General features: G+C 61.7%; 20 protein-coding genes and 1 riboswitch. Of the genes, 8 read left to right on the forward strand and 12 right to left on the reverse strand.

Annotated elements, in window-relative coordinates:
- Positions 1-227: 227 nt before the first annotated feature.
- Complete coding sequence (locus FCL40_RS15910; RefSeq protein WP_136854289.1) at positions 228-1,478, forward strand: YeeE/YedE family protein; 1,251 nt, start codon at positions 228-230, stop codon at positions 1,476-1,478.
- A gap of 24 nt (positions 1,479-1,502) precedes the next feature.
- Here the strand turns inward: FCL40_RS15910 and FCL40_RS15915 are convergent, their stop codons facing one another.
- Genes FCL40_RS15915 through FCL40_RS15925 form a run of 3 tightly spaced genes read right to left on the reverse strand, consistent with a single transcriptional unit; the run spans position 1,503 to position 4,816 of the window.
- Positions 1,503-2,615 carry an AI-2E family transporter gene (locus FCL40_RS15915; RefSeq protein ID WP_136854290.1) on the reverse strand — a complete coding sequence of 371 codons (1,113 nt, stop codon included), beginning with the start codon at positions 2,613-2,615 and terminating at the stop codon, positions 1,503-1,505.
- Between the two features lie 55 nt (positions 2,616-2,670).
- Positions 2,671-3,699, reverse strand: coding sequence for a DUF2955 domain-containing protein (locus tag FCL40_RS15920; RefSeq protein WP_136854291.1), 1,029 nt, complete (start codon positions 3,697-3,699; stop codon positions 2,671-2,673).
- A complete protein-coding gene (locus FCL40_RS15925) occupies positions 3,689-4,816 on the reverse strand; it encodes an HlyD family secretion protein (protein ID WP_136854292.1) in 1,128 nt (375 codons plus the stop codon). Before FCL40_RS15925 ends, FCL40_RS15920 begins: the two co-directional genes overlap by 11 nt.
- Before the next feature lie 156 nt (positions 4,817-4,972).
- Between FCL40_RS15925 and FCL40_RS15930 the strand changes: the two genes are divergently transcribed.
- Positions 4,973-6,079: a M20/M25/M40 family metallo-hydrolase gene (locus tag FCL40_RS15930; RefSeq protein ID WP_136854293.1), complete on the forward strand. Its 1,107-nt coding sequence runs from the start codon at positions 4,973-4,975 to the stop codon at positions 6,077-6,079.
- 204 nt (positions 6,080-6,283) lie between these two features.
- Here the strand turns inward: FCL40_RS15930 and FCL40_RS15935 are convergent, their stop codons facing one another.
- The 3 genes from FCL40_RS15935 to FCL40_RS15945 form a co-directional block, all read right to left on the reverse strand.
- The gene (locus FCL40_RS15935) at positions 6,284-6,688 is read right to left on the reverse strand and encodes a GFA family protein (RefSeq protein WP_136854294.1); all 405 of its coding nucleotides are present in this window, start codon (positions 6,686-6,688) and stop codon (positions 6,284-6,286) included.
- 79 nt (positions 6,689-6,767) lie between these two features.
- Positions 6,768-7,130: a nuclear transport factor 2 family protein gene (locus FCL40_RS15940; protein WP_136854295.1), complete on the reverse strand. Its 363-nt coding sequence runs from the start codon at positions 7,128-7,130 to the stop codon at positions 6,768-6,770.
- Positions 7,131-7,229: 99 nt separating this feature from the next.
- A complete protein-coding gene (locus tag FCL40_RS15945; RefSeq protein WP_136854296.1) occupies positions 7,230-7,697 on the reverse strand; it encodes a hypothetical protein in 468 nt (155 codons plus the stop codon).
- 275 nt (positions 7,698-7,972) lie between these two features.
- Here FCL40_RS15945 and FCL40_RS18620 point away from each other — a divergent pair, with 275 nt between their 5' ends.
- On the forward strand, positions 7,973-8,134 hold the full coding sequence (locus tag FCL40_RS18620) for a hypothetical protein (RefSeq protein WP_169307161.1): 162 nt from the start codon (positions 7,973-7,975) through the stop codon (positions 8,132-8,134).
- 21 nt (positions 8,135-8,155) lie between these two features.
- Here the strand turns inward: FCL40_RS18620 and FCL40_RS15950 are convergent, their stop codons facing one another.
- Positions 8,156-8,764 (reverse strand): LysE/ArgO family amino acid transporter, encoded by a 609-nt coding sequence (locus FCL40_RS15950; protein ID WP_136854297.1) that lies wholly within the window; start codon positions 8,762-8,764, stop codon positions 8,156-8,158.
- Positions 8,765-9,101: 337 nt separating this feature from the next.
- Between FCL40_RS15950 and FCL40_RS15955 the strand changes: the two genes are divergently transcribed.
- A complete protein-coding gene (locus tag FCL40_RS15955; protein WP_229360358.1) occupies positions 9,102-10,334 on the forward strand; it encodes an HD domain-containing phosphohydrolase in 1,233 nt (410 codons plus the stop codon).
- Between the two features lie 106 nt (positions 10,335-10,440).
- Here the strand turns inward: FCL40_RS15955 and FCL40_RS15960 are convergent, their stop codons facing one another.
- Positions 10,441-11,859 carry an MFS transporter gene (locus FCL40_RS15960; protein WP_229360359.1) on the reverse strand — a complete coding sequence of 473 codons (1,419 nt, stop codon included), beginning with the start codon at positions 11,857-11,859 and terminating at the stop codon, positions 10,441-10,443.
- A gap of 286 nt (positions 11,860-12,145) precedes the next feature.
- Positions 12,146-12,245: riboswitch (purine riboswitch) on the forward strand.
- Between the two features lie 23 nt (positions 12,246-12,268).
- Here FCL40_RS15960 and add point away from each other — a divergent pair.
- The 3 genes from add to FCL40_RS15975 all read left to right on the forward strand — a co-directional run bounded on the left by add (position 12,269) and on the right by FCL40_RS15975 (position 15,686).
- A complete protein-coding gene (gene add, locus FCL40_RS15965; RefSeq protein WP_136854300.1) occupies positions 12,269-13,264 on the forward strand; it encodes an adenosine deaminase in 996 nt (331 codons plus the stop codon).
- Between the two features lie 462 nt (positions 13,265-13,726).
- Positions 13,727-15,202, forward strand: a complete 1,476-nt coding sequence (locus FCL40_RS15970) for a peptide MFS transporter (RefSeq protein WP_136854301.1) — start codon at positions 13,727-13,729, stop codon at positions 15,200-15,202.
- A 289-nt stretch (positions 15,203-15,491) separates the two neighbouring features.
- Positions 15,492-15,686: a hypothetical protein gene (locus tag FCL40_RS15975; protein WP_136854302.1), complete on the forward strand. Its 195-nt coding sequence runs from the start codon at positions 15,492-15,494 to the stop codon at positions 15,684-15,686.
- 166 nt (positions 15,687-15,852) lie between these two features.
- Here the strand turns inward: FCL40_RS15975 and FCL40_RS15980 are convergent, their stop codons facing one another.
- Positions 15,853-17,022, reverse strand: coding sequence for an iron-containing alcohol dehydrogenase (locus FCL40_RS15980; RefSeq protein ID WP_136854303.1), 1,170 nt, complete (start codon positions 17,020-17,022; stop codon positions 15,853-15,855).
- Positions 17,023-17,147: 125 nt separating this feature from the next.
- On the opposite strand from FCL40_RS15980, the gene FCL40_RS15985 reads away from it, so the two are divergent.
- Positions 17,148-18,074 (forward strand): LysR family transcriptional regulator, encoded by a 927-nt coding sequence (locus FCL40_RS15985; RefSeq protein WP_136854304.1) that lies wholly within the window; start codon positions 17,148-17,150, stop codon positions 18,072-18,074.
- On the opposite strand, the gene FCL40_RS15990 is transcribed toward FCL40_RS15985, so the two are convergent.
- The 3 genes from FCL40_RS15990 to FCL40_RS16000 form a co-directional block, all read right to left on the reverse strand.
- Entirely contained in the window at positions 18,010-18,990 is a 981-nt protein-coding gene (locus FCL40_RS15990) for an alpha/beta hydrolase (RefSeq protein ID WP_136854305.1), read from the reverse strand. The genes FCL40_RS15985 and FCL40_RS15990 overlap by 65 nt on opposite strands.
- Positions 18,990-20,471, reverse strand: a complete 1,482-nt coding sequence (locus tag FCL40_RS15995; RefSeq protein WP_136854306.1) for a wax ester/triacylglycerol synthase family O-acyltransferase — start codon at positions 20,469-20,471, stop codon at positions 18,990-18,992. Before FCL40_RS15995 ends, FCL40_RS15990 begins: the two co-directional genes overlap by 1 nt.
- Positions 20,472-20,846: 375 nt before the next feature.
- A complete protein-coding gene (locus FCL40_RS16000) occupies positions 20,847-21,230 on the reverse strand; it encodes a hypothetical protein (protein ID WP_136854307.1) in 384 nt (127 codons plus the stop codon).
- Positions 21,231-21,232 lie beyond the last annotated feature (2 nt).

A 21,232-nucleotide genomic window follows, 5' to 3' on the forward strand; every position in this document is an offset into this window, starting at 1 on the left:
CACAGCTTACCGGCAGAGCGCGGGCATTAATACCCTGGATTGGCCAACGGCAGTAAAGGGGGAGTGTCGGCAGGATCTCCTCTGGCATAGAGCGCAACGCAACAACATATAACCAATGGATATATCAATATCTCGACATATATCCCTAAAGCCTGGACAATCCCCCTCCCATTTGTCGTCTTCAACCAGGATGCGCACCCGCCTCCGATCACGAACCTATCACCGATATGACCACAGCGACCTCCAACAACACCCCTCAGGCCCTGGCGGCCACCGCGCTCCTTGGCCTGACACTGCTGCTCGGTGCCGTGCAGCTGACCGAGCCCGCGCTCTTTTTGCGCCTGCTGCTGGGACTGAGCCTGGGCTTTGTCCTGGTCAAGGGGGCCATCGGCTTTGCCGGCAGCGTCAACCGGGCCTACCGCCGGGGCTCCACCCAGCTGCTGCAGACCCTGATGCTGATGTTTGTGGTGACCGCCATCATCAACGCCGGCATCCTGGTCAATGCCAGCCCCCAACAGTTTGACCTGTGGGTGAACCCCATCAACCTGGGGCTGATGGTCGGCGGCCTGATGTTCGGTTTCGGCATGAGCCTGTCCAGCTGTTGCGCCACCGGGGTAATGGTGGAGATGGTGAACGATCTGCCCCGCGCCCTGGTTACCCTGCTGTTCTTTGGCGCCGGCGTCTTCCTCGGTTTTCCGCTGCAGGCGACCCAGCCCTGGATCACCAACACCCTGATCTCGTCGGCCAGTTTTGCCGACCAGGGGGTGTTCCTGCCGGATCTGTTCAGGTGGGGACCGCTCAACGGCTACTTCATGGCGATTCTGCTCACCATCGCCTTGGCCCTGACCGTGGTCTACCTCGCCAGGCGTTACGAGCAGCACCGCCGGGACAGCGGCAACTACCTGGGCGTCGATGGTGAGATGGCGCGCCAGACTCTGGCCTCTCAGCCCATCCCGGAGTCAGGCTACCGCCGCTGGCTGGGCAACCTATGGCAGATGCGCACCGCGGCGCTGGTGATCGCCCTGATAGTTGGCATCATGACGATCGCCACCGGCGCCGGCTGGGGCGCCTCCACCCCCTTCGGCATCTGGTTTGGTAAAATTCTGCTCTCTGTGGGGGTCAGTGCCGACGCCTTGGCCCACTTCACCCATCGACCGGCCGCCCTGTTCAGCCAGCCCTTTTTCGAGCACGGCATCTCGGTGCAGAACCTGGCCATCCTGCTGGGCGCATTGATTGCGGTGCTGCTTCTGGGCCAATTCTCCCTCAGCCTGAAGCCGACCCACACACCACGCCAGTTTGCCCTGTTCGCCCTGGGTGGCTTGACGATGGGGCTGGGCACCCGCTTCGCCAATGGCTGCAACGTCGGCGCCCTGTTTACCCCCATTGCCAACCTGTCTCTCTCCGGCTGGATCTACCTGGCGTTCCTGATCGCCGGCGGTGTCGCCGGCAACCGGTTTCACCACAGGGTCAACCGCTAGTAGCCAAGGCTGCGCCGGACCGCGTCAGGGCCGGTTCCGGGCCTGCCCCTGCGACGCCTGCGGCCGGGGCTGGCCCTCACTCTCCATCCAGGCGATAAACAGCTTGAACCCGAGGGCCAGTACCACGGCGCCGACAAACAGGCCGACGATCCCAGACAGCAACATGCCGCCGATGGCCCCCATCAGGATCACCAGCATGGGTATGTCCACCCCCCGCCCCATCAGCATCGGCTTAAGCACCGCATCACTGGCGCTGACCAGCAGCCCCCACACCAGGAACACCACCGCGACCGTGGTGGTCTGTACCGAGAACAGGTAGATCATTACCGGAGCCAGTACCAGCAGCGGCGGCAGCTGCACGATGGCGACGATCAGCACCAGCAGCATCCACAGACCGGTACCGGGCACCCCGGCCAGCCCCATGCCTACCCCCGACAGCAGCGACTGGATCAGGGCGACCCCAATCACCCCCTGGGTCACACTGCGAATGGTGGCCACCGACAGCGCGGTAAACTCCTCTCCCTGCGGCCCCGCCAGTCTCAGGGCAACGGCATGGAACAGCCGCCGCGCCGGTTCGGCATTGCTCATGAACACGCCGGCGATGATCACCGACACCACAAACTGCAGCAATCCCAGCCCCACCCCGCCCAAGGTGGAGGCCAGGAGCGAGAGCCCCTCCCGGATCTGCGACCCATAGCTCTCCAGGGCAGCCTCCAGGTTGGAGGAGAACCGCTGCCACAGGGCATACAGATCCTCCCCCACCAGAGGCCATTGGGCCACCGACTCGGGGGGCGGCGAGATCACCAGGGTTCCCGCCTTCACCTCCCCCAGTAAACTCTGGGTTTCCTGGAACAGGGCGCCGGAGAACAGTAAGGTGGGCACCAGCAGCAGCACTAGGACGACCAGGGTCACCAGGGTGCTGACCAGGCTTAACTTCAGGCCAGAGCGCTCGGACAGCCCCCGCGTCACAGGGAACAGGGCCACGGCGATGATGCCCCCCCACAGAATGAGAACCAGGAAGGGCCGGAGAATCTGGAAACACCAACTCAGCAGGATGACCATGGCCCCGATCTTTACCGCGGCCTCCACTGCCGCGGCGGTGAGCAGTTGATGATTCTGTTGGGTGGGTTGATTCATGCTGGCTCCTGGGCCGTCGGTTGCGGCTATCTGAGGGCACTTGGGCCCCGACTGTTCACCCTGGCTCGCGGAGCCTGGATCTGGAACGGCTCTCCAAAAAGTAGGAGATAAACACCATGTACGCCCCCACCATCAGGATCTGCAGCAGTCGGAAGTAGAAGCTGCTCAGCACCTCACTCCCCGCCGAGGCGGCGCTGGAACCCACCACCACCAGCAGCGCGGTGAGTACGCCGGCAAAAATCGGCTCCTTCGCCGGCTCGGCCACCATCTTCCGGGCCAGGGCCAGCGTCACCAGGGCAACCAGTGCCACGTAAAACCACAGTTGCGGCAGGATGGTCAGCAACTGGTAGACCCCCACCGCCAGGGCACCGCCGGCGGCGTTGGTCAACAGCAGGAACCGGCTCAACTGGACGCTCTTGATCCCCGAGGCCTGCAACGACAGGATGGCGACGAAGATCATGATCAGTAGGGCATCATTTACCTGAACCAGGTAGAAGAAGCAGACCAGCGGGAAGGCCAGCATCAGGGCGCGCAGAGCCTCGTCGACCCGCTCGCTGCTCGAGGGCAAGGCGGCGGGGCGCGGCGCCTGGGCGGTCCGCACCGGGATCAGCAGGTGCATCAGGGCAAACACCAGCACCGCCACCACCGAGGAGGCCACCAGTCCGGCGGCAATCGCCAGGGTCAGACCCGGATGCTGGATCCCCATGTAGGGCAACAGCAGCGAGGCGATCAGCAGCAGGGTGGCGAAGACACTCCAGCGGGGATCAGGCAGCAGGTAGTAGCTCCACAGCATCAATCCGGCCAGCAGCGGCAGGAACACCAGCGGATACTGGGTCGGGCCAAAGCTGACGACCAGGGCGATGCCGACGGTGGCCAGCCCCCCCGCCAGCAACTGGACCGGCGTGCTGGGCCCGGGCTGGCGCACCTCGATGAGGAACTTGGCGGCGAGCACCGGTGCCAGGTGAGCCAGGGGCCAGCTCAGGGCGGCGGAGAGCGCCACCGTCAGCCCCACCCCCAGGGTCAGTCGCCACAGCCGTCGCTGGGACTCGACGGCCATCACCGCGGCGCCGGGATCAGCGCACATAGGAGAACCAGCTGGTCACCCGAATCCACAGCCAGCCCAGGCCGTTGAGCAGGGCGTTGTCGCCGGTATAGACCACCACGTCCGCCTGTCCTCCGACCCGCAGCAGGCCCCGCGCCTGCTCCGGATCCAGCACCACGCTGACCGGAAACCTCTGGGTCTGCCGAAGCCAGCCGGTCTCGCCGGACACCTGGGCCAGCTTGCCACTCTGCTCCTGCTGTCCCCAGTTCACACCGTAATCGATGCCGCCGAGGCGGCCGGAGAACACCCGGCCCGGGGCGTAGTCCAGGGCAAACTCCACCCGGTCCCCCGGCTGCATGTTGCCCAGGCTGTTTTCGCGGAAGTAGGCCTCGATCCACACGTCATCGGAGGAGATGAAGGTCATCAGCGGCTGACCGGCGCTGGCATAGATCCCCTCCTTCAACCGGAAATTGGAAGCCACGCCGTTGGAAGGCGCCAGGATCTCGGTGCGGGACAGGTTCAACTGCGCCTGTTCCAAGGCCACCAGGGCGCTGCGCACCTGGGTGTTGTCCTCCCCCTCCATCCCCAGCCGCTCCTTGGCCTTGGCCAGATCCGCCTGAGCGCTGGCCAGGGCCGCCTCGGCGCTGGTGAGCGAGGCCTCGGCGTTGTCGGCTTCGGCCTGGGACATCACCCCGCGATCGACCATGGCAAACACCCGTTTGGACTGGACCCTGGCGTTCTGCAGGTTGGCTTCCGCATTGGTCACCCTGGCCTGGGCCGCCGCCACATTGGCGGTTTGTACTCCCAGGCTCTGTCCGGCTCGCCTCAGATTCTGCCGGGCCTGCTCCAGCGCCAGCTCGTAATCCTTGGCGTTGATGCGTGCCAGCAGCTCACCACGGGCCACCGGCTGGTTGGGCGTCACCAGAATCTCATCGATTACCCCGGAGACCTGAGGGGTCACCGGCACCACGAAGGCGCGCACCCGTCCCAGGTCGGTGGAGGGAACGAACCGATCGGCGATAAGGTGCGCCAGGAACAGGATCGCCACCGCCACCACGATGCCATTGGTCAATCGGCGCATCCTCTGCTGCCCCTGGGCGCCGTCATCGGATTCGGGGCTGTCCGCCGCGGTGTTGTTGGGATGGCTTGGCTCGCTCATAGTCTCATCTCTGTCCGCAAGTTTGTTATCGTTCCCTTACTTTAGAGCAACTTATAAGAATAATTCGAGACCCAGTTCCGTTTTTGCCGTTCAGGCCCTGCGCTTCGCAGTCCAGATTCGCTAGAGTGACGGGTTTCGACACTGAGGGAACCCGTCATGACCATGATCAACCAACAACGCCTGGTTCAGCACTTCCTGGAGCTGGTGCGCATCGACAGCGAATCCGGTAACGAGGCGGCCATCGCCGCCACCCTGGCTGAGCAGCTGGGTCAGCTTGGATTCGACGTGCAGCGCCTGACGGTTCCTGAAGCGCTCTCCAACGGCTTTAACCTCTACGCCCGCCTGGAAGGGCGCGCCGAAGGCAGCATTCTGCTGAGCTGTCACATGGACACGGTCACGCCCGGCAACGGCATCGAGCCGGTGATCGAGGCGGGGATCATCCGCTCCAAAGGCGACACCATCCTCGGCGGCGACGACAAGTCCGGCATCGCCGCCATCATGGAGGCGGTGCGTGTCCTCAGGGAGCAGCAAACGCCCCACCCCACCATCGAGCTGGCGTTTACCGTGTATGAGGAGGGGGGGCTGCACGGCTCCAAGCACTTTGACATGACCCCGATCCAGTCCAACCAGGCAATCGTTCTCGACTCCGGCGGCCCCATCGGCACCATCATTACCGTGGCGCCGGGCCAGCAGAACCTCAAGATCACCCTCTCCGGCAAACCTGCCCACGCCGGCCTGGCGCCGGAGAGCGGCATCAACGCCCTGACCGTGGCCGCCGAGGCGATCACCCGCATGCGCCTGTCCCGCATCGACGAGGAGACCACCGCCAACATCGGCGTGGTGCGCGGTGGCGCGGCCACCAACATCGTGATGCCGGAGCTGTACCTGGAAGCGGAGGCCCGCTCGCTGGATGATGCCAAGCTGGCCACCCAGACCCAGCATATGATCGACACCTTCGAGGCGGTTGCGTCCGAGCATGGTGCCCAGGTCGCCATCGACACCACCCGGGCCTACAACGCCTACCGCATCGGCGATGACCACCCCCTGGTGGCGTCGGTCAAGGCGGGATTCGAGGCCATCGGCGTCACCCCACACACCCGCGCCACTGGCGGAGGCAGCGACGCCAACATCTTCAATGAGAGGGGGCTGACCACGGTCAACCTCTCCACCGGCATGGCCAAGGTGCACACCACCGAGGAGGAGATCGCCATGGCCGATCTGGTGGCGATCAGCCGGTTCCTGGTGGCCTACCTCTCCCGCTGAGCCCGGACTGCCAGCACTGGCACCGAGCCACGCCCCCCACAGGGCGCTGGTCTCTTTCACTCCAAGCCGGCGCCCCAGGCTGCGGGCGGCGATGCCCTCCAGGTGAACATCGACGCCGGGTGATCGCTGCCCCTCCCAGCTTTCCCGGCTGGCAGGCGTTCCTCGGGGCGATCGAAACCGCAAGGATTTTGCCGCCAAGCGCCGTCAGCCGCTGCCGAACGCCTCGGGGTGACGCTGGCCCCCGTCCCCGATCTCATCCCAAGCGGCCATGGAGTCGACCCAGATATGGTGCGCCACCCTGAGGGACTCCGCGCCGGTGTCGAACAGCCCGGCGGGAATGTAGGTGGTGGTGGCATCGTTCTCCCCCGGCAGCGGCGAGCCACAGGTGGAGCAAAATCCCATCTGCCAGTCGGCGCCCGGCTTCCTCCAGGTGGCGATCGCCTGCTCCCCCCGGAGCCAGCGAAATGCCGCGTTATCGACCACCACCACCGCGATGCCGTTGGCGCCGGTGGCCCGGCGACAGATGGAGCAGTGACACAGATAGACCTGCTCAACAGGGCAATCCACCTCGAAGGCTACCCTACCGCAATTGCATTGACCCGAAGCCATCGGCTCCCTCCCCAACAATAGAAAACCCTGGTGGCCGGCAGAGGCACCGCGCCAGGGCCGGAGCACCCAGCCCTGGGGCTCAGAATGCCCGCCGCCACTGCTCGGTGTCCACAAACCACCGCTCTTCGACGATCTTGTCACCCCGGAACTTGAACAACACCGACAGCTGGGACGCCTTCACCTTGGCCGAGCGCCACTCGACGATGGAGACCACCTCGCCCTCCCCCTCCAGTTGCCTCAGTCCAAGGATCTCGAAACCGGGCGGCAAGGTCTCCGTCAGCCCCTCCAGGGCCTGGCGAAATCGCCCCCGGCCCTCCAGCCGATCCTCCTGACCCGGCATAATGAAGCTCATCTGTTCGGCATAGTCCTCCACCAACTGGTCGAACTGACCTGCACCAACCGCCTGCCAACCCCGTTCCACGATGCTTGCCAACGAATCCATAACCGCCTCCACGACTGCTACTAGGAGATCGCCCACCCAGACGGACCATCTCCCCAAGTCTAATCCAGTTTCAGCTGCGGCAGGGGAAGCCGTTGACGACTACTCCTGGCCATGGACCAGCAGCATCCGGTGCATCCTCCTCCCCTGCTCCAGCGCCTGCTGAACCAGGGGATGACCGTCCTCCAGCCCCCGGAACCTGAGCTCCATCATCATCTGCTCAATCAGCTCCTTGGTGCGGCGATACGCCTCGGGGCTCATGGCCAGCATTGTGTTCTCCACCTTGTGTTCTCCCCCGGCCTCATAGCCGACAAACTTGACATGGGTGCACTGGCCATTGCGGTCACTCTTGGCACACTGCCAGAAGCGGCCTTGATACACCTTGTAGGTTTCCGCCCTGGGGTTGTTAAACACGGCCGGGGGCAAAATCCCACGACTGAACTCCGGGTGTTCCGCAAAGCTGCTGACCTTATCCTCCCAGCTGTAGGGATGATTGGGCTGCAACTGCTTGGCCTGCGCCGCACCGACCAGCAGCATGCAGGCCATCAGCCCGAACGTGAAATAACGCATCAAACCTCCCCTATGGTGTCGAGAAACACCCAGTATGCCCCAGTTAGGTGAGCTGGATCTTGGCGAAGATCAACCCCCTATATCCGGATGTCACCCAGTCGCGACGCGTCCAGGCAGGCTCCCGCTAACCGAACGGGAGTAAAGATCCTGCCCTGATAACGCCAACGGTGAGACCTCCCTCAAAAGGCCGGTATAAAACCACTGAAAGCGCATATTCATTCAAAAATGCCGTGATAAGGTCGACAGTTCGGAGTAATGAGACGGGGAGTTCAACCATGAATCGATGTGGACAATGTCGACAGTTTATCCGTCGACCCGACAACCAGCGCGATCTGTGCGGCGCCTGGGAGCAGCCCACCAGCGCGGCCCGGCAGGCCTGCGACTTCTTCGCGCCATTGAAGCCCCTGAGAAACAACGACGACCAGGAGTCCTGCTGACGAGCAGAGCCGGTTAAAGGCTCAGCCCAGGTTGGCGAACACCAACTGTGACGCCAGCAGCAGCATCACCAGGCCGATGATCCCGTCCAGCCACTGCCAGGCGCGGGCCCGGCAGAACAGAGGCGTCAGCATCCGCGCGCCAAATCCCAGGGCGTAGAAGAACAGGAAGGAGCCGCCAATGGCCCCCAGGGCAAAGGCCTCTTTGGCTTGGTAGCCAGTAGAGACCGACCCCAGCAGCACTACGGTGTCCAGATAGACATGGGGGTTCAACCAGGTGATGGCCAGGCAGGCCAGGGCGGCGCCGATGGCGGACTGCTCCCCTCCTCCCATGCCACCGAGGGCGTGGCGGGGCGTCAGGGCTGAGCGCAGACTGGCAGCTCCGTAAACACTCAGGAACAGAGCGCCCCCCCAGCGAGCCCAGCGGGCCACCTCCGGATGAGACAGCAGAAGCTCTCCGAAACCGAATACCCCGGCGCTGATCAGCACCGCATCCGAGAGGGCGCAGAGGCTGCAGATCAGCAGCACGTTCTGCTGAGCCACCCCCTGACGAAGCACGAAGGCGTTCTGTGCGCCAATGGGCAGGATAAGGGATAAGCCGAGGCTGAAACCGGCAAAGGCGGCCTGGAACATGGCGAGTCGGATCCATCGGGGTGGCGGATTGGGCAGGTTCCTACCTTAGCACCGGCGCCAGGCGCAAACCAGCCCGCCGCCACCGAGCCACTCCCCACATTGGTCAGCACAAAATCACATATTCATCACTCTGGACGGATATTTAACGCGCCCATGCTGATTCAGGAAAACAACACCACCATGCATAAAATTCATACGGCTGATTTCTTGCGCTATTCCAGCCAACACTCTAACTTCATTAATATAATTTCAGGATTTATCTGCTCATGATGAGCAGAGTTTATCAGGGCCGATAGAGATGAACGGACTCTCGACATTTTCAGTAAACCTCAGGCAGATGGTTATCGCCATTGAAACCGCCGCCTCCTTGGTGGGGCTCAATGACACCCAACATGGAAAGCGAGTGGCCTATATTGCCGTCCAAATTGGCCGACAACTGGGATTTAGCGACCACGACGTTCAGTTCTGCTTTGATCTTGGCCTGCTTCACGACTGCGGTGTTTCGACTCAGAAGATGCACGCCAACCTGGTAAAGACATTCTTTTGGAATGACGCCTACATCCATTGTGAAACCGGCTTTAACCTGTTGAAGAATTTTGCCCCCCTGTCTCAGTACGCCATACCGATTCTTTATCACCACACCCCCTGGGTTCAGTTGAAACAACTTGATATCAGCCCCCACGATGCCCTGATGGCCAACTTGATATTTCTGGCGGACAGAGTGGATGTCCTGGCGGCGACCAGCCAGCAGAACCTGATATTAGCCAGGCATGAGATTGTCGATGCCATCGGTAAGTACGCTGGTGAATATTTTGCTCCCCATATAGTTTCCGCCTTTGAAAGGGCCCAACGTTCCGAGGCGTTTTGGATCGCCCAGGAGGAGAGACATATATCCAGGTTTGTCTCTCAAATGGAACGAATTCATGTCACCAGAGAGCTCTCTGTTGCCGACCTGAAAAGTCTGTCGCTGATCATGGCCGATATTGTCGATCGGAAAAGCCACTTTACCGCCAACCACTCCCTGCTGGTCTCCAAGTTGGCACGTCTCATCGGTGAAAAATATGGCCTGAACCAACACCAGTGCGACATGATCGAAATTGCAGGGTTGCTGCATGACCTGGGCAAACTGCGCGTTCCTGACCAGATCCTCGACAAACCCGGGCCACTGGCCAAAGAAGAGAAGGCGCTCATTCAGCGGCACAGCTTCGAAACCTATGAGATTCTGCAACAGGTCGACGGCCTCGAGGAGATCGCCAAGTGGGCCGCCTATCATCATGAAGGAATCAACGGTCAAGGCTACCCCTTCCGCCCCAATGAACAGGAGTTCAGCGTCGAGGCTCGAATCATCGCCCTGGCTGACGTCTACCAGGCCGTTGTCCAGGATAGGCCCTACCGGAAGGGGATGTGCCGGCAGGAGGCGATGAGTGTGGTCGAGGAGATGGCGCGGGACGGCAAACTGGACCCACAGCTCTTAGAGATCCTGGCAGCCCATGAGCAGATATGCTTCGAGCTGGCCAGGGGGGTCGGGGTAGCCACCATCCGCAGCCGCAGGACGCCGTCCACCGTCTGACCGGACAGGGCTCTGGCCCGACCCCAAAAAACAAAAAGTACACGCCCCAACTAGGGCGTGTACTTCTTGGCGGGCTCAGCCCGGCTGCGACCTCGACGGTCGGTTATCAGGCTTCGGCGGTGGCTGGCTCCGTCTGGGCCTTGTTGCGGTCCATCGCGGCGATCGCCTTGCCGTAGATGATCAGCGAGACCGCGGACACGGCGGCGATTCCAGCGAAGAAGTACCAGATGTAGTGGGCGTTAACGGCCGCCGCCGCCCACTCTGCCTGGGAGGCAAACAGGCGCGGATCCGGACAGTAGGCTTCCAGCAGGTAACCGGAGAGACCGAAGCCCAGCAGGGAACTGATGAAGGAGTGCAGATGGGAGAAGCCCAGGTAGAGCCCCTCCTCCCCCTTGGGAGCCTGCAGCGAGAAATACTCCAGGAAGCGGGGAGAGATAAAGGACTCGGCCAGGCCCTGGAGCACGATCCCCATGATCATCATGAAGGCCACCGGGTGCATCTCCATAAAGCCCAGGTCCACATTGCCATCCAGCAGGTTGCCGGAGGCCATTGCCAGGGCGGACAGGGGCATGATGAACATCCCCACGGTCATGGACTGCAGCGCGGTGCGGCCACGCATCATGGAGGTTACGATGCCTACGGTCATCACCACCACGAAGGGGTTGACGTTGGCGTACCAGGAGGGAGAAGCGCCCTCGCCCGCCATGCGCAGCACGTACTTGGGCATGGTGGCATACAGCTGATGCTGCACCATCCAGAAGCCGGTGATGATCAGGGTCAGAGTGATCAACCGGCCGTTGGAGACCACCTTGATCAGCGCCGCCCAGGTGTCGGCCATGGAGCGTTTCTCATCGGCGGACTCCGTGGTCTTGAAGAACAGGAAGATGCTGACAAAGGCGATGGCGGTCATGGCAGCGGCAAAGTAGTTCAGGTTCACCAGGCCAAGATCCCCCATGGACTCACGCAGCGGCTTAACTACCGTCTTACCGGAGAAGGCGCCGATGTTGACCATCATGTAGAAGATGGAGAAGCCCTTGGCGCGGGTCTCTGTGGTGGTGGACTTGGCGACGGTGGCGGTGATCACCGCCTTGATGAAGGAGCCACCGATCATGATGACCACCATCACCGGCACGATGGCCCAACGCACATCCGCTTCACGCAGACCGTGGTAGACCACCTGACGCCCGTACTCCACCAGGCCCTGTGCCTCCAGGGCCGCCGGCAGAAACGCCAGGCTGGCGTAACCTATGGTCAACAGGCCGAACGCCAGCATCAGGGAGTTTCTGAAGCCGATGCGGTCTGCAATGGCACCGGAGAAGGTGGGCAGGAAATAGAGGCCTGCAGAGAAGGAGCCGGAGATCCAGGCCGCCTCCACGTCGCTGAAGCCCAGAATCCGGGAAAGATAGAGGGTGATGACGATGAACACCCCGTAGTAGGCGGCTCGCTCCAGCAGTTCAACGCCGTTGGCGATCCAGAAGTTCTTCGGGTAGCCCCTGTAGAGAGTCTCTGTTTTTGTTGAGTTCATTATAATTGTGTTCCATTTACATGGTGGCTTTCACAGGCCGGACACTCAGGTACAACCTTGTCCCTGAACATCGCACCGGCCCCGATGTGGCGGCCAGTGTACCCTATTTGCCCCAGGGTCGCGACGCAACAAAGGCGTCACAAAGAGCTCTACGGGGCCTGGATCACGTTGCATGAGGAGTCACTGCCAAACAGCACATCCACGGCACAGACAACCTGGGCGCAACAATAAGACAGCGAAAAAGCCCCATTCAATGGCGGTTGGCAACCTCATCAGGCCTGTGGTAGACTCGCGGCGAACTTTGCTTCATATAATCCCGATGATATGGTTCGGGAGTTTCTACCAAGAGCCGCAAATTCTTGATTATGAAGTCTTTAACTTTTTTATCCTTATAGAAAGGTAGAGACTCATGAATCACTTTGACTTGCCTAAGATCGATCTTCACTGCCATCTGGACGGGAGCGTTCGCCCCCAGACCATCATTGACCTTGCCCGTCGCCAGCAGTTGTCTCTGCCCAGTGAAGATGTCGAACAGATCAAGTCGCTGATGATCGCCCCTGAGACTTGCCAGAATCTGGATCAGTACCTGAGCCGCTTCGACCTGCCCCTGTCGGTGATGCAGACCGAGGAGGCCATCGAGCGCATCTCCTTCGAGCTGTTTGAAGACGCCGCCCTGGAGAACGTCAAATACCTCGAGGTACGCTTCGGTCCCCTGCTGCACATGCAGAAAGGGCTGGAGCTTGAGCAGATCATTGGCAGTGCCGTCAGGGGGATGCAGCGCGCCGAACAGCAGTACGACATTCGCGGAAACTACATCCTCTCCATACTGCGCACCATGCCCAAAGACCGAATCAATGACGTCATCGATGCCGGCACCCGCTACCTGGGCAAAGGGGTGGTGGCCTTCGATCTGGCGGGCAGTGAACGTTCCGGCTTCTGCCATGAGTTCATCCCCTACGCCCAGTACGCCCGAGACAAGGGTTTCAGGGTCACCATCCATGCCGGTGAGCAGGGGGATGGGCAGAATGTGCACGACGCGGTGGCACTGCTGGGGGCCGAACGCATCGGTCACGGCATCCACATCAAGGGGCATCCCGATGCCTACCATCTGGTGAAAGAGCAGTCGGTGGCCCTTGAGACCTGCCCCAGCAGCAACGTCCAGACCAAGGCGGTGACGTCCCTGGCGACTCACCCGGTCAAGGCGTTCCACAAGGACGGGGTACTGATCACCATCAACACCGACAACCGCACCGTCTCCAACACCACCATGACCGACGAGGTGCGCAAGGTGATGGCGGAGTTCGGACTGACCCTAGAGGAATACTTCGAGATCTACCGGGTCAGTGTGGACAACGCCTTCGCGTCTGATCAGGTGAAAACCGAGCTGCTGCGCCATCTGCCCTAAGGGCTTGTGAGCAACCATCAAGCCCCGCCAGTGCGGGGCTTGTCGTTATCAGGGGGAGGCTTGAAGGTAATCGCTGTGGTATGGGGAGGGAAACTGCGGGTCGCCCACCATCGCCAACAGTTTCCTGTCCGGAGGGCGGTCGGTAAGGCAGGGGTGGACGATATTGACACTCTCCCGGCTTAGCCTCTCGAGGCCCAGCTGCCAGACTGAGCATGGAGCCCGACAAACTGACTCACTGACGCAACTCAACCCATACCGACTGCATGCCACAGCCGGGCCCCATTTCTGTAAACCAATATTTACATTTCTGTCCATTTTGGCCACAGAACAATATTCCGCTTTGCGAGGTCGTGCGTAGGGGATTGGGCTGGGCAGTGGTAAAATCCGCAACCTGTTGTAATCATTGAATTTGTTCTATTTTTCACCTTCAAGAACAAAAAGTTCCTATAAAGAGAATGAGTTATGTGGAACCGACTGAATAGGTCGATGATGGTGTGCCAGATGATGTTTGGCATGTCCTTCTATGGCGTAATGGCGGTATTGACCCGCTTCTTCCTGGAAGACCTGGGATACTCCGAAGCCGACACCATGATGGTGGTCGGCGCCTTCTCCGCCATCGGCCCCCTGTTTGCCATCGCCGGCGGCTTTATTGCCGACCGATTCCTGGGCGCTTACCGCTCCCTGACCCTCTCCTTCAGCTGCTTCGGCGGCGGTTACGCCCTGCTGGTGCTGGGCGCCTCCATGGCCAACGTGCCCATGAGCCTGGCGGGCATCGCCCTGGCCAGCTACGCCCGAGGACTGATGTTCCCCGCCTACTCCCCCCTGTTCAAGCGCACCTTCGACAGCGAGGAGGATTTCGAGAACGGCTATGCGGTCAACTACTCCATCAACAACATCGGCGCCTTCATCAGCCAGTACGCCTTCCCGATGATCATCCTGGTGATCGGCTTCAACGGCAGCTTCGCCCTCTCCGCCGCCATGGCGATGCTGGCGTTCGTGCTGATGGTGCTGAACCGCAAGCCACTGCTGGAGGTGAGCCCGGAGATCGACCGCAAGCCGGTGAGCCTGACCCACTGGGCTCTGTTCGCCGCCATCTCCATCGCCATGATCGCCCTGGTGTTCTTCATGTTCTCCAACATGGAGATCGGCAAGAACATCGTCTACGCCATCGGCCTGGGCGCCATCGGCTACCTGGTGGTGCTGATGTTCAGGGCCAGCAAGCCCGAAGCACTGCGCATGGGCACCATCCTGATTATGGTGATGCTCTCCATCGCCTTCTTCGTCTACTACGGCCAGATGATGACCTCCATGACTCTGGTGAGCATCAACACCATGCGCGGTGACCTGTTTGGCTTCATCCCGCTGGCCCCGGAGGCCTCCATGGCGATGAACCCCATGTGGTGCATGGTGGGCGGCCCGCTGATCGCCCTGGTGTTCTCCTCCCTGGAGAAGCGCGGCATCCACTTCAGCACCGCCACCAAGGTGGGGTTCGCCTTCATCCTCACCGCCCTGGCGTTCGGCACCCTGACCCTGGCGGTGATGACCGTCGGCACTGACGTGGTGATCCGCCCCGAGGTGTTCCTGGTGATCCACTTCTTCCAGGCCCTGGCCGAGGTGATCGTCGGTTCCATGGTGGTGGCCTTCATCCTGCAGGTGACCCCGAAGCAGATCGAGGCGTTCTCCGTCAGCCTGTTTTCCGTCTCCATCGCCCTTTCCGGGGTGGTGAGCGCGGTATTCTCCACCTCCATCGCCGTAGAGAAGGGCCAGGAGATCACCCAGTCCATCGTCCAGAACCTCTATGGTGACTACTTTGGCATGCTCACCCTGATGGCGGTGGTGATGGTGGCGGTGGCCTTCAGCGCCTCCCAGTTGATCAAGAAGATGCTGGGCAAGGAGACGCCGGAACCCGCCGGCGAGTTGCAGCAGGCGGAGAGCTAGGCTGCCCCATCGTCCGAGAAAAAACGCTTCCCCAGGGAAGCGTTTTTTTATGGCCTGAGGCCACGGTGCCCAGAACGGCCCCGGTCACACCGCCACCGGCGGGAGAAAAGCCCTTTCTTTGTCGATAGTTATATATACGGTTGATTTATAAAGATAAGTAATGATTTCACGTTTAGAAATAACCATATGTCGAACCTGGTTAAAAAAGCCCCTTCCCTCCACCGTCGACGACCCCACATAGGGTCTATACTCATCAGGCTTTCACAGAGCCCAGCGATGGAGAGAGACTATGATTACCCGCGATCCGAGAAATGAGATCTGCCGTCAACTAGAAAGAGCCAGAGAGGATCTGGAATTTTCCCTGTACCTGGCCACCGATTGTGCCAGGGGCGACCAGGCGGTGATGAACGACCACCAGTACGACGAGATCAAGCGGAACTTCGACAGCGTCTGTACCGTACTGAGAGACCTGAAGAGCAGGTAGGACCAACGCCAGCCCGTCTTAGTCAGCGAGGCAAAAAGCCCTCGCTATCAAGAAACGACCGGCGTTGAGCCGCTCACCACATCGAGCGCATGAAGCGCTCGATCTTCCCCTGACGAAAAAAACGAAACCGAGCCCCTGGTTAAGGGACCCGGTTTCCGCCACCCCGTTACAGTGCCGCTTCCAGGATCTGCCGGCTGCGAGCCAGGTCGATGTCGCCGTGCTCGCCCAGTTTTACCATGCCATGGCGCTCCAGTTGAGCCACCAGGGTATCCACCACCTCGCCGCCGTGACCGTAGTCGCGGATGCGGGTCTTCACCTGCATCCGCTCGAAGAAGTCACGGGTCTTGGCGATGGCCGCCTCGATGCGGGCATCGTCATCACCGTCGCTGATGCCCCACACCCGCTCGGCATACTGCAGCATCTTGGCACCCTTGGTGGCCTTCTGCGCCTGCATCAGGTTGGGCAGGACGATGGCCAGGGTCTGGGCGTGATCCAACCCCAGGGTCGCGGTCAGTTCGTGGCCGATCATGTGGGTGGCCCAGTCCTGGGGCACCCCCTTGCCGATCAGGGTGTTCAGGGCCAGGGTGGCGGCCCACATGATGTTGGCGCGTACGTCGTAGTTCTGCGTCTCAGCAGGCTTGCCCACATCCGCCAGGGCCTTGGGGCCCTCCTCAATCAGGGTCAACAGCAGGGACTCGGCAAACCTGTCCTGAATCGGGGCATTCACCGGGTAGGTCAGATACTGCTCCATCACGTGGACGAAGGCATCGACCACCCCATTGGCCACCTGGCGGGCAGGCAGGGTGTAGGTGGTGGTGGGATCCAGTACGGAGAACTGCGGGTACACCAGGGGAGAGTTAAAGGCCAGCTTGTCCTCGCCCCGGGTCACTACCGAGTTACCGTTGGCCTCGGATCCGGTGGCTGGCAGGGTCAGGATGGTACCCAGAGGCAACGCCCGGGTGACCGGCGCCTGCTTGGCGAGGATATCCCAGGGCTCCTCCCCCTCGAACAGCGCCGCCGCCGCCACAAACTTGGTACCGTCGGCCACGGAGCCGCCGCCCACCGCCAGCAGGAAGTCGATCCCCTCGGCCTTGACCTTGTCCACCGCGCCCATCAGCTCCTCATATTTGGGATTCGGCGAGATGCCGCCATGCTCAAACCACTGGTAGCCGCTCAGGGCATCGGCCACCTGCTGGTAGACGCCATTGGCCTTGATGCTGCCACCGCCGTAGAGCACCAGTACCTTGCTGCCCTGAGGGATGCAGTTGCCGATGTTGGCGATCTCACCCTGACCGAACAGGATGCGGGTGGGGTTCTGATAATCGAAGTTGTGCACGGTTGACTCCTTGTACTTTGCCACCGGGGTATCTTGATGACAGGCATTGTAGCCCCACACCATTGTATGTAAATATTCGTTTTTGCAAGAACACTGTAAATCAAAACTGAACAATTGGAGAGAGCGTGCGCACCACATCCGACGCCATGCAGATCTTTGCCTCGGTGGTGACCGAGGGCAGTTTTACCCAGGCAGCCAAGGCTCTGTCCCTATCCAAGGCGGCGGTCAGCCAGCAGGTGAAGCAGCTCGAGTCCCGGCTGGGGGTCAAACTGCTCAACCGCTCAACCCGAAAGTTGAGCCTCACCGAGGCGGGCCAGGACTACTACCACAGCTGCCTCAGGGTACAGTCTGAGATCCGGGCAGCCGAGGAGCGGCTGGCGGAGCTGCAGGGGGAGCCCAAGGGCAGGCTCAAAGTCACCTGCACCGCCAATTTTGGCACCCGGCTGATCGTTCCCGCTATTATCGCCTTCAAACAGCTCTACCCAGCCATCGCCATCGAGCTGCTGATGAACGATCAGGTGCAGGAGCTGGTGGCGGACAACATCGATGTGGCGTTCCGTTTTGGCCCCCTGGCCCCCAGTCAGTTGGTGGCCCGCCCGGTGCTTCGCTGTCCCTATCTGCTCTGCGCCAGTCCCGAGTACCTTGGCCGCCGGGGCCCCCCCGCCAGCATCGAGGATCTGGGTGAGCACAACTGGGTGATCCACCGGCTCTCTCGCCATCCCAACCGGATCACCGTGGGCCACCGGGGCAAACTGGAGGAGGTGGAGATCCACGGCGATGTGGTGACGGACAACTCCATGGCGAGGAGACAGTTTATCCTCGATGGCCTGGGCATCGCCCGCATCGCCGAGGTGGATGTCCGTGCAGAGCTGGCATCGGGCCAACTTCAGCGCCTGATGACAGACCACCACTTCGGCACCATGGAGCTGTATGCCGTCTACGCCGAACGGCAGTTGATGACCCACAAACTCAGGCTGTTTCTGGATTTCATTCAGCAGTGGTTCTCGACACTGGACGCCCCGCCTTCGCCTGGGCCAGGCTCTGACGGATAAAGGCCCCACATTCGGCCAGGCAGCGGTCCGCCTCTGGGATCCGGTGCAACAGCTGAAACACGTGGGGCAACCCCTGCCACAGCCGCAGATCCCCCCGGTTGCCCGACGCCTTCAGCTTGGCCGCCACCGCCCTGGCATCGTCCAGCAGCAGCTCCTCAGTACCGGCCACCACCAGCACCGGCGGCAGCCCGGCCAGCGAGCCGTGATAGGGAGAGTAACGGGGATCCAACTCCATCCCCGGCTCGATCTGTACCGACTGGCGAACCACCGCCAGGAAGGAGGCACACAGCATGGGGTCAGCGTCCAGGTTCGCCAGCACCGAGTCTCCGGACAGGGTCAGGTCGGTACAGGGGGAGAACAGGATGGCGCCAGCCGGCGGCGGCAGCCCCAGATCCCGGATCCGCATCAGGGTCGCCAGGGCCAGGTTGCCACCGGCGGAGTCCCCGGCAATGATCACCTGGCCAGGGGCGATGCCGGACTCCAGTACCCGCCGGTACGCCTGCAGGCAGTCCGCGTAGGCCCGGCTCACCGGGTGTTCCGGGGCCAGGTGGTAGTCCACCATCACCCCGGTCGCCCCCGCGTGGGCACAGAGACGCGCCAGCATCGCCCCATGAGATCTCGGGGTCTTGATAATGAAACCACCACCATGCAGGTAGAGGATCACCGGGCTGTCCTCGCTTTCGGGAACCCGGTACCAGTAACAGCTGAGGCCGTCGATCAGGTAACCCCGGCAATCGGTACTCCTGGGGAGCACCGCCAGCCGATCCATGGCTGCCGCCACCTGGCGCACCTGATCGACCCGGTTCATCCCCTGCAGGGGCCGTTTGAAACCCAGGGCCAGGATCCGGTTAAACAGCCTGGCCTGCCAGCTCGGCGCCTGGTTGACCGTCTCCACTGGCGGCAGCGGCCTGGCCATCAGCCGGCCCGGTTACGCACCGGCTCGATGGCCGCCGGGCTCTGGGTTTTCGGGCCCGGGACGGCCCCATTCAGGTCTGGGCGGTAGAGGTCGAACAGGCTCATGGGCTGGGTCAGCACCGCCAGTTCCAGCTCATCCAGGGCACGTTCCAGGTAGGTCGCCAGCATGCCGATATCGGGCAATACCTTGCGACAGCCCAGAAAACCGAGACAGACCTTGCCGTCGAAGCTGTAGCTGGTGATATTCAGACTCTGTCCCGGTGGCAGCGCCGACATGGGGGACACCTCCAGCACCCGGGCCCCCATGATGTACCTGGGTTCCTGGGGCCCCGGCACCGTGGAGATCACCAGGTTGCTGGAGGCGGGCACCTTGCGCTCCAGTCCCACCCGCCCTGCCAGCAGAGACAGGGCCTGAATGGCGACACCGTACTTCTGGTACAGCTCGGCGGAGAAGTGGCGGATCTCATTCTTGGTGGTCATGGCCGCCCGGCGGATCCGGTTCAGCCGTTGCAACGGCATCAGCTGACCGCGACTGAGCTCCACCAGCCCGAAGACAAACTGGTTGTTGGCATTGAGCTGGCCCGACTCGCGCACACTCATGGGCATCATCACCACCAGCGGCTTGTCCAGGGTGATCCTCCGCTCCTCCAGATAGCGGTTCAGCGCCATGTCGCAGGCGGTCAGAATGACGTCATTGAAGCTGGCGCCGGCCCGGGCGCCGATCTCCTTGATCCGCTTCAGCGGCACCGTCAGCGAAGCGAAACTGCGCCCCGAGGCCGGCGTGCGGTTGAACAGGGAGCGAGGCGCCGTGAAGGGCACCCGGGTGACCCCGTGACGCACCCCCAGGGCCCGGCCGCACAGGCGTGCCCCCAGACGCATCGCCTCCGGCAGCAGTTTGCTCTGGCCTGCGGCCCCGGAGAGGGCGGCCACCGCGCTCTTGACGAAGCCGGGGGCAGCCATGCTCTTGCGGTCCGGCGCCGGATGCTGCCAGATGGGGGTCCAGTCGTGGTGATCCGGGGTGCGGGTCAGCATGGCCTTGGCATACCGATTGAGGCCAACCCCGTCGAACAGGGCGTGATGCAGCTTCATGAACAGCACCACAGTGCCATCGCTCATGCCATCGATGATGTACAGCTCCCACAGGGGGCGGGAGCGATCCAGCGGCTGGGACTGGAGCCTGCACAGCAGTTCGTTGAGCTGGGCCCGGCGTCCGGGCGCGGGCACTGCGCTGAGCCGCACATGGTAATCCAGCTCCACGGGCACCGCTTCCCAGCGAGGATTGCCGGTGAGCGACAGCCTGGGACGCCAGTTAAAGGGGGACTCGACCGGCTGCTTGCCCAACAGCGTCTGATAGAGACGCAGGGCAAAGTCCGGTTTGTGTTGATCGTCGGGCCGGATCACCATCATCGGCGTCACGTGCATGGGCGTCTGATTGGACTCCACCAGAAAAAACAGCGAATCCATCAGGTTCATCTTCGACATGGCCTCACCTCCCTGAGCCAAGCGACACCGGGTCGCCGCCAAATCAAGCTGTTTGAATTTCCATCACACCATTGAAACTAGCAGAGGGTTAGATCCTAAGCAATTGAGCAAGCAATGAAATTACAAAGCGCCGCCCTCACATAAGGCAGCGAAGATGATTCGATAAATTTCATTAATATCCTGCACAACTCGCATCAGTGATCTTTTCAGAAAAATTACACCCTGGCGTGCGGCGACCGGCCCTCGAGAAACTCAGCCCAACCCGCCCATCTCCTTGAGAAAGATAGCACCTGATCGCCAGCGGAGGCGGCAACGACTTTCAGGCCCAGAAAGAAAACGCCCGGCCAAAAGCCGGGCGTCAAAATGGCACACCGCTCAGGCGCTAGCGGCTACTGGGAAGGGCACCACATTGTCGGCCTGCTCCATCAGCCGCTTGGCTCGGGAGTGAATCAGGGCGACATTGGCCAGGGCGATATCCAGACCGTGTTGATCCGCATCCGACAGGCCCGGGTGATCGGAGAAGTGGCCAATCAGCGACGCGCTGTCGGCGACCGACTCTCCCAACAGGCTCAGGGTGCGAAAGTCCTTGGACATCACCAACTCCATGGCTCGATTTTCACTTTGGTAGAGACAGGCCTGCAGGCGCGAATGCCACTTGAGGCGGTCGCTGTCCTTGGGCAGGGTGGAGACTACGGCCGCCGCCTGCTTGATCAGCTGTCTTGCAAAAAGGCCAAATTGGGCCATTTCGGTATGCAACATCG

This window comes from Ferrimonas sediminicola (assembly GCF_005116715.1).
Classification (GTDB): Bacteria; Pseudomonadota; Gammaproteobacteria; order Enterobacterales; family Shewanellaceae; genus Ferrimonas; species Ferrimonas sediminicola.

Coding starts and splice junctions, on each gene's coding strand:
- FCL40_RS15955 (WP_229360358.1), top strand. CDS start 9,102: ATGGTTATCGCCATTGAAACCGCCGCCTCCTTGGTGGGGCTCAATGAC.
- FCL40_RS15970 (WP_136854301.1), top strand. CDS start 13,727: ATGTGGAACCGACTGAATAGGTCGATGATGGTGTGCCAGATGATGTTT.
- FCL40_RS15975 (WP_136854302.1), top strand. CDS start 15,492: ATGATTACCCGCGATCCGAGAAATGAGATCTGCCGTCAACTAGAAAGA.
- FCL40_RS15910 (WP_136854289.1), top strand. CDS start 228: ATGACCACAGCGACCTCCAACAACACCCCTCAGGCCCTGGCGGCCACC.
- FCL40_RS15935 (WP_136854294.1), bottom strand. CDS start 6,688: ATGGCTTCGGGTCAATGCAATTGCGGTAGGGTAGCCTTCGAGGTGGAT.
- FCL40_RS15940 (WP_136854295.1), bottom strand. CDS start 7,130: ATGGATTCGTTGGCAAGCATCGTGGAACGGGGTTGGCAGGCGGTTGGT.
- FCL40_RS15945 (WP_136854296.1), bottom strand. CDS start 7,697: ATGCGTTATTTCACGTTCGGGCTGATGGCCTGCATGCTGCTGGTCGGT.
- add (WP_136854300.1), top strand. CDS start 12,269: ATGAATCACTTTGACTTGCCTAAGATCGATCTTCACTGCCATCTGGAC.
- FCL40_RS15915 (WP_136854290.1), bottom strand. CDS start 2,615: ATGAATCAACCCACCCAACAGAATCATCAACTGCTCACCGCCGCGGCA.
- FCL40_RS16000 (WP_136854307.1), bottom strand. CDS start 21,230: ATGTTGCATACCGAAATGGCCCAATTTGGCCTTTTTGCAAGACAGCTG.
- FCL40_RS15960 (WP_229360359.1), bottom strand. CDS start 11,859: ATGAACTCAACAAAAACAGAGACTCTCTACAGGGGCTACCCGAAGAAC.
- FCL40_RS15990 (WP_136854305.1), bottom strand. CDS start 18,990: ATGGCCAGGCCGCTGCCGCCAGTGGAGACGGTCAACCAGGCGCCGAGC.
- FCL40_RS15950 (WP_136854297.1), bottom strand. CDS start 8,764: ATGTTCCAGGCCGCCTTTGCCGGTTTCAGCCTCGGCTTATCCCTTATC.
- FCL40_RS15925 (WP_136854292.1), bottom strand. CDS start 4,816: ATGAGCGAGCCAAGCCATCCCAACAACACCGCGGCGGACAGCCCCGAA.
- FCL40_RS15920 (WP_136854291.1), bottom strand. CDS start 3,699: ATGTGCGCTGATCCCGGCGCCGCGGTGATGGCCGTCGAGTCCCAGCGA.
- FCL40_RS18620 (WP_169307161.1), top strand. CDS start 7,973: ATGAATCGATGTGGACAATGTCGACAGTTTATCCGTCGACCCGACAAC.
- FCL40_RS15930 (WP_136854293.1), top strand. CDS start 4,973: ATGACCATGATCAACCAACAACGCCTGGTTCAGCACTTCCTGGAGCTG.
- FCL40_RS15995 (WP_136854306.1), bottom strand. CDS start 20,471: ATGTCGAAGATGAACCTGATGGATTCGCTGTTTTTTCTGGTGGAGTCC.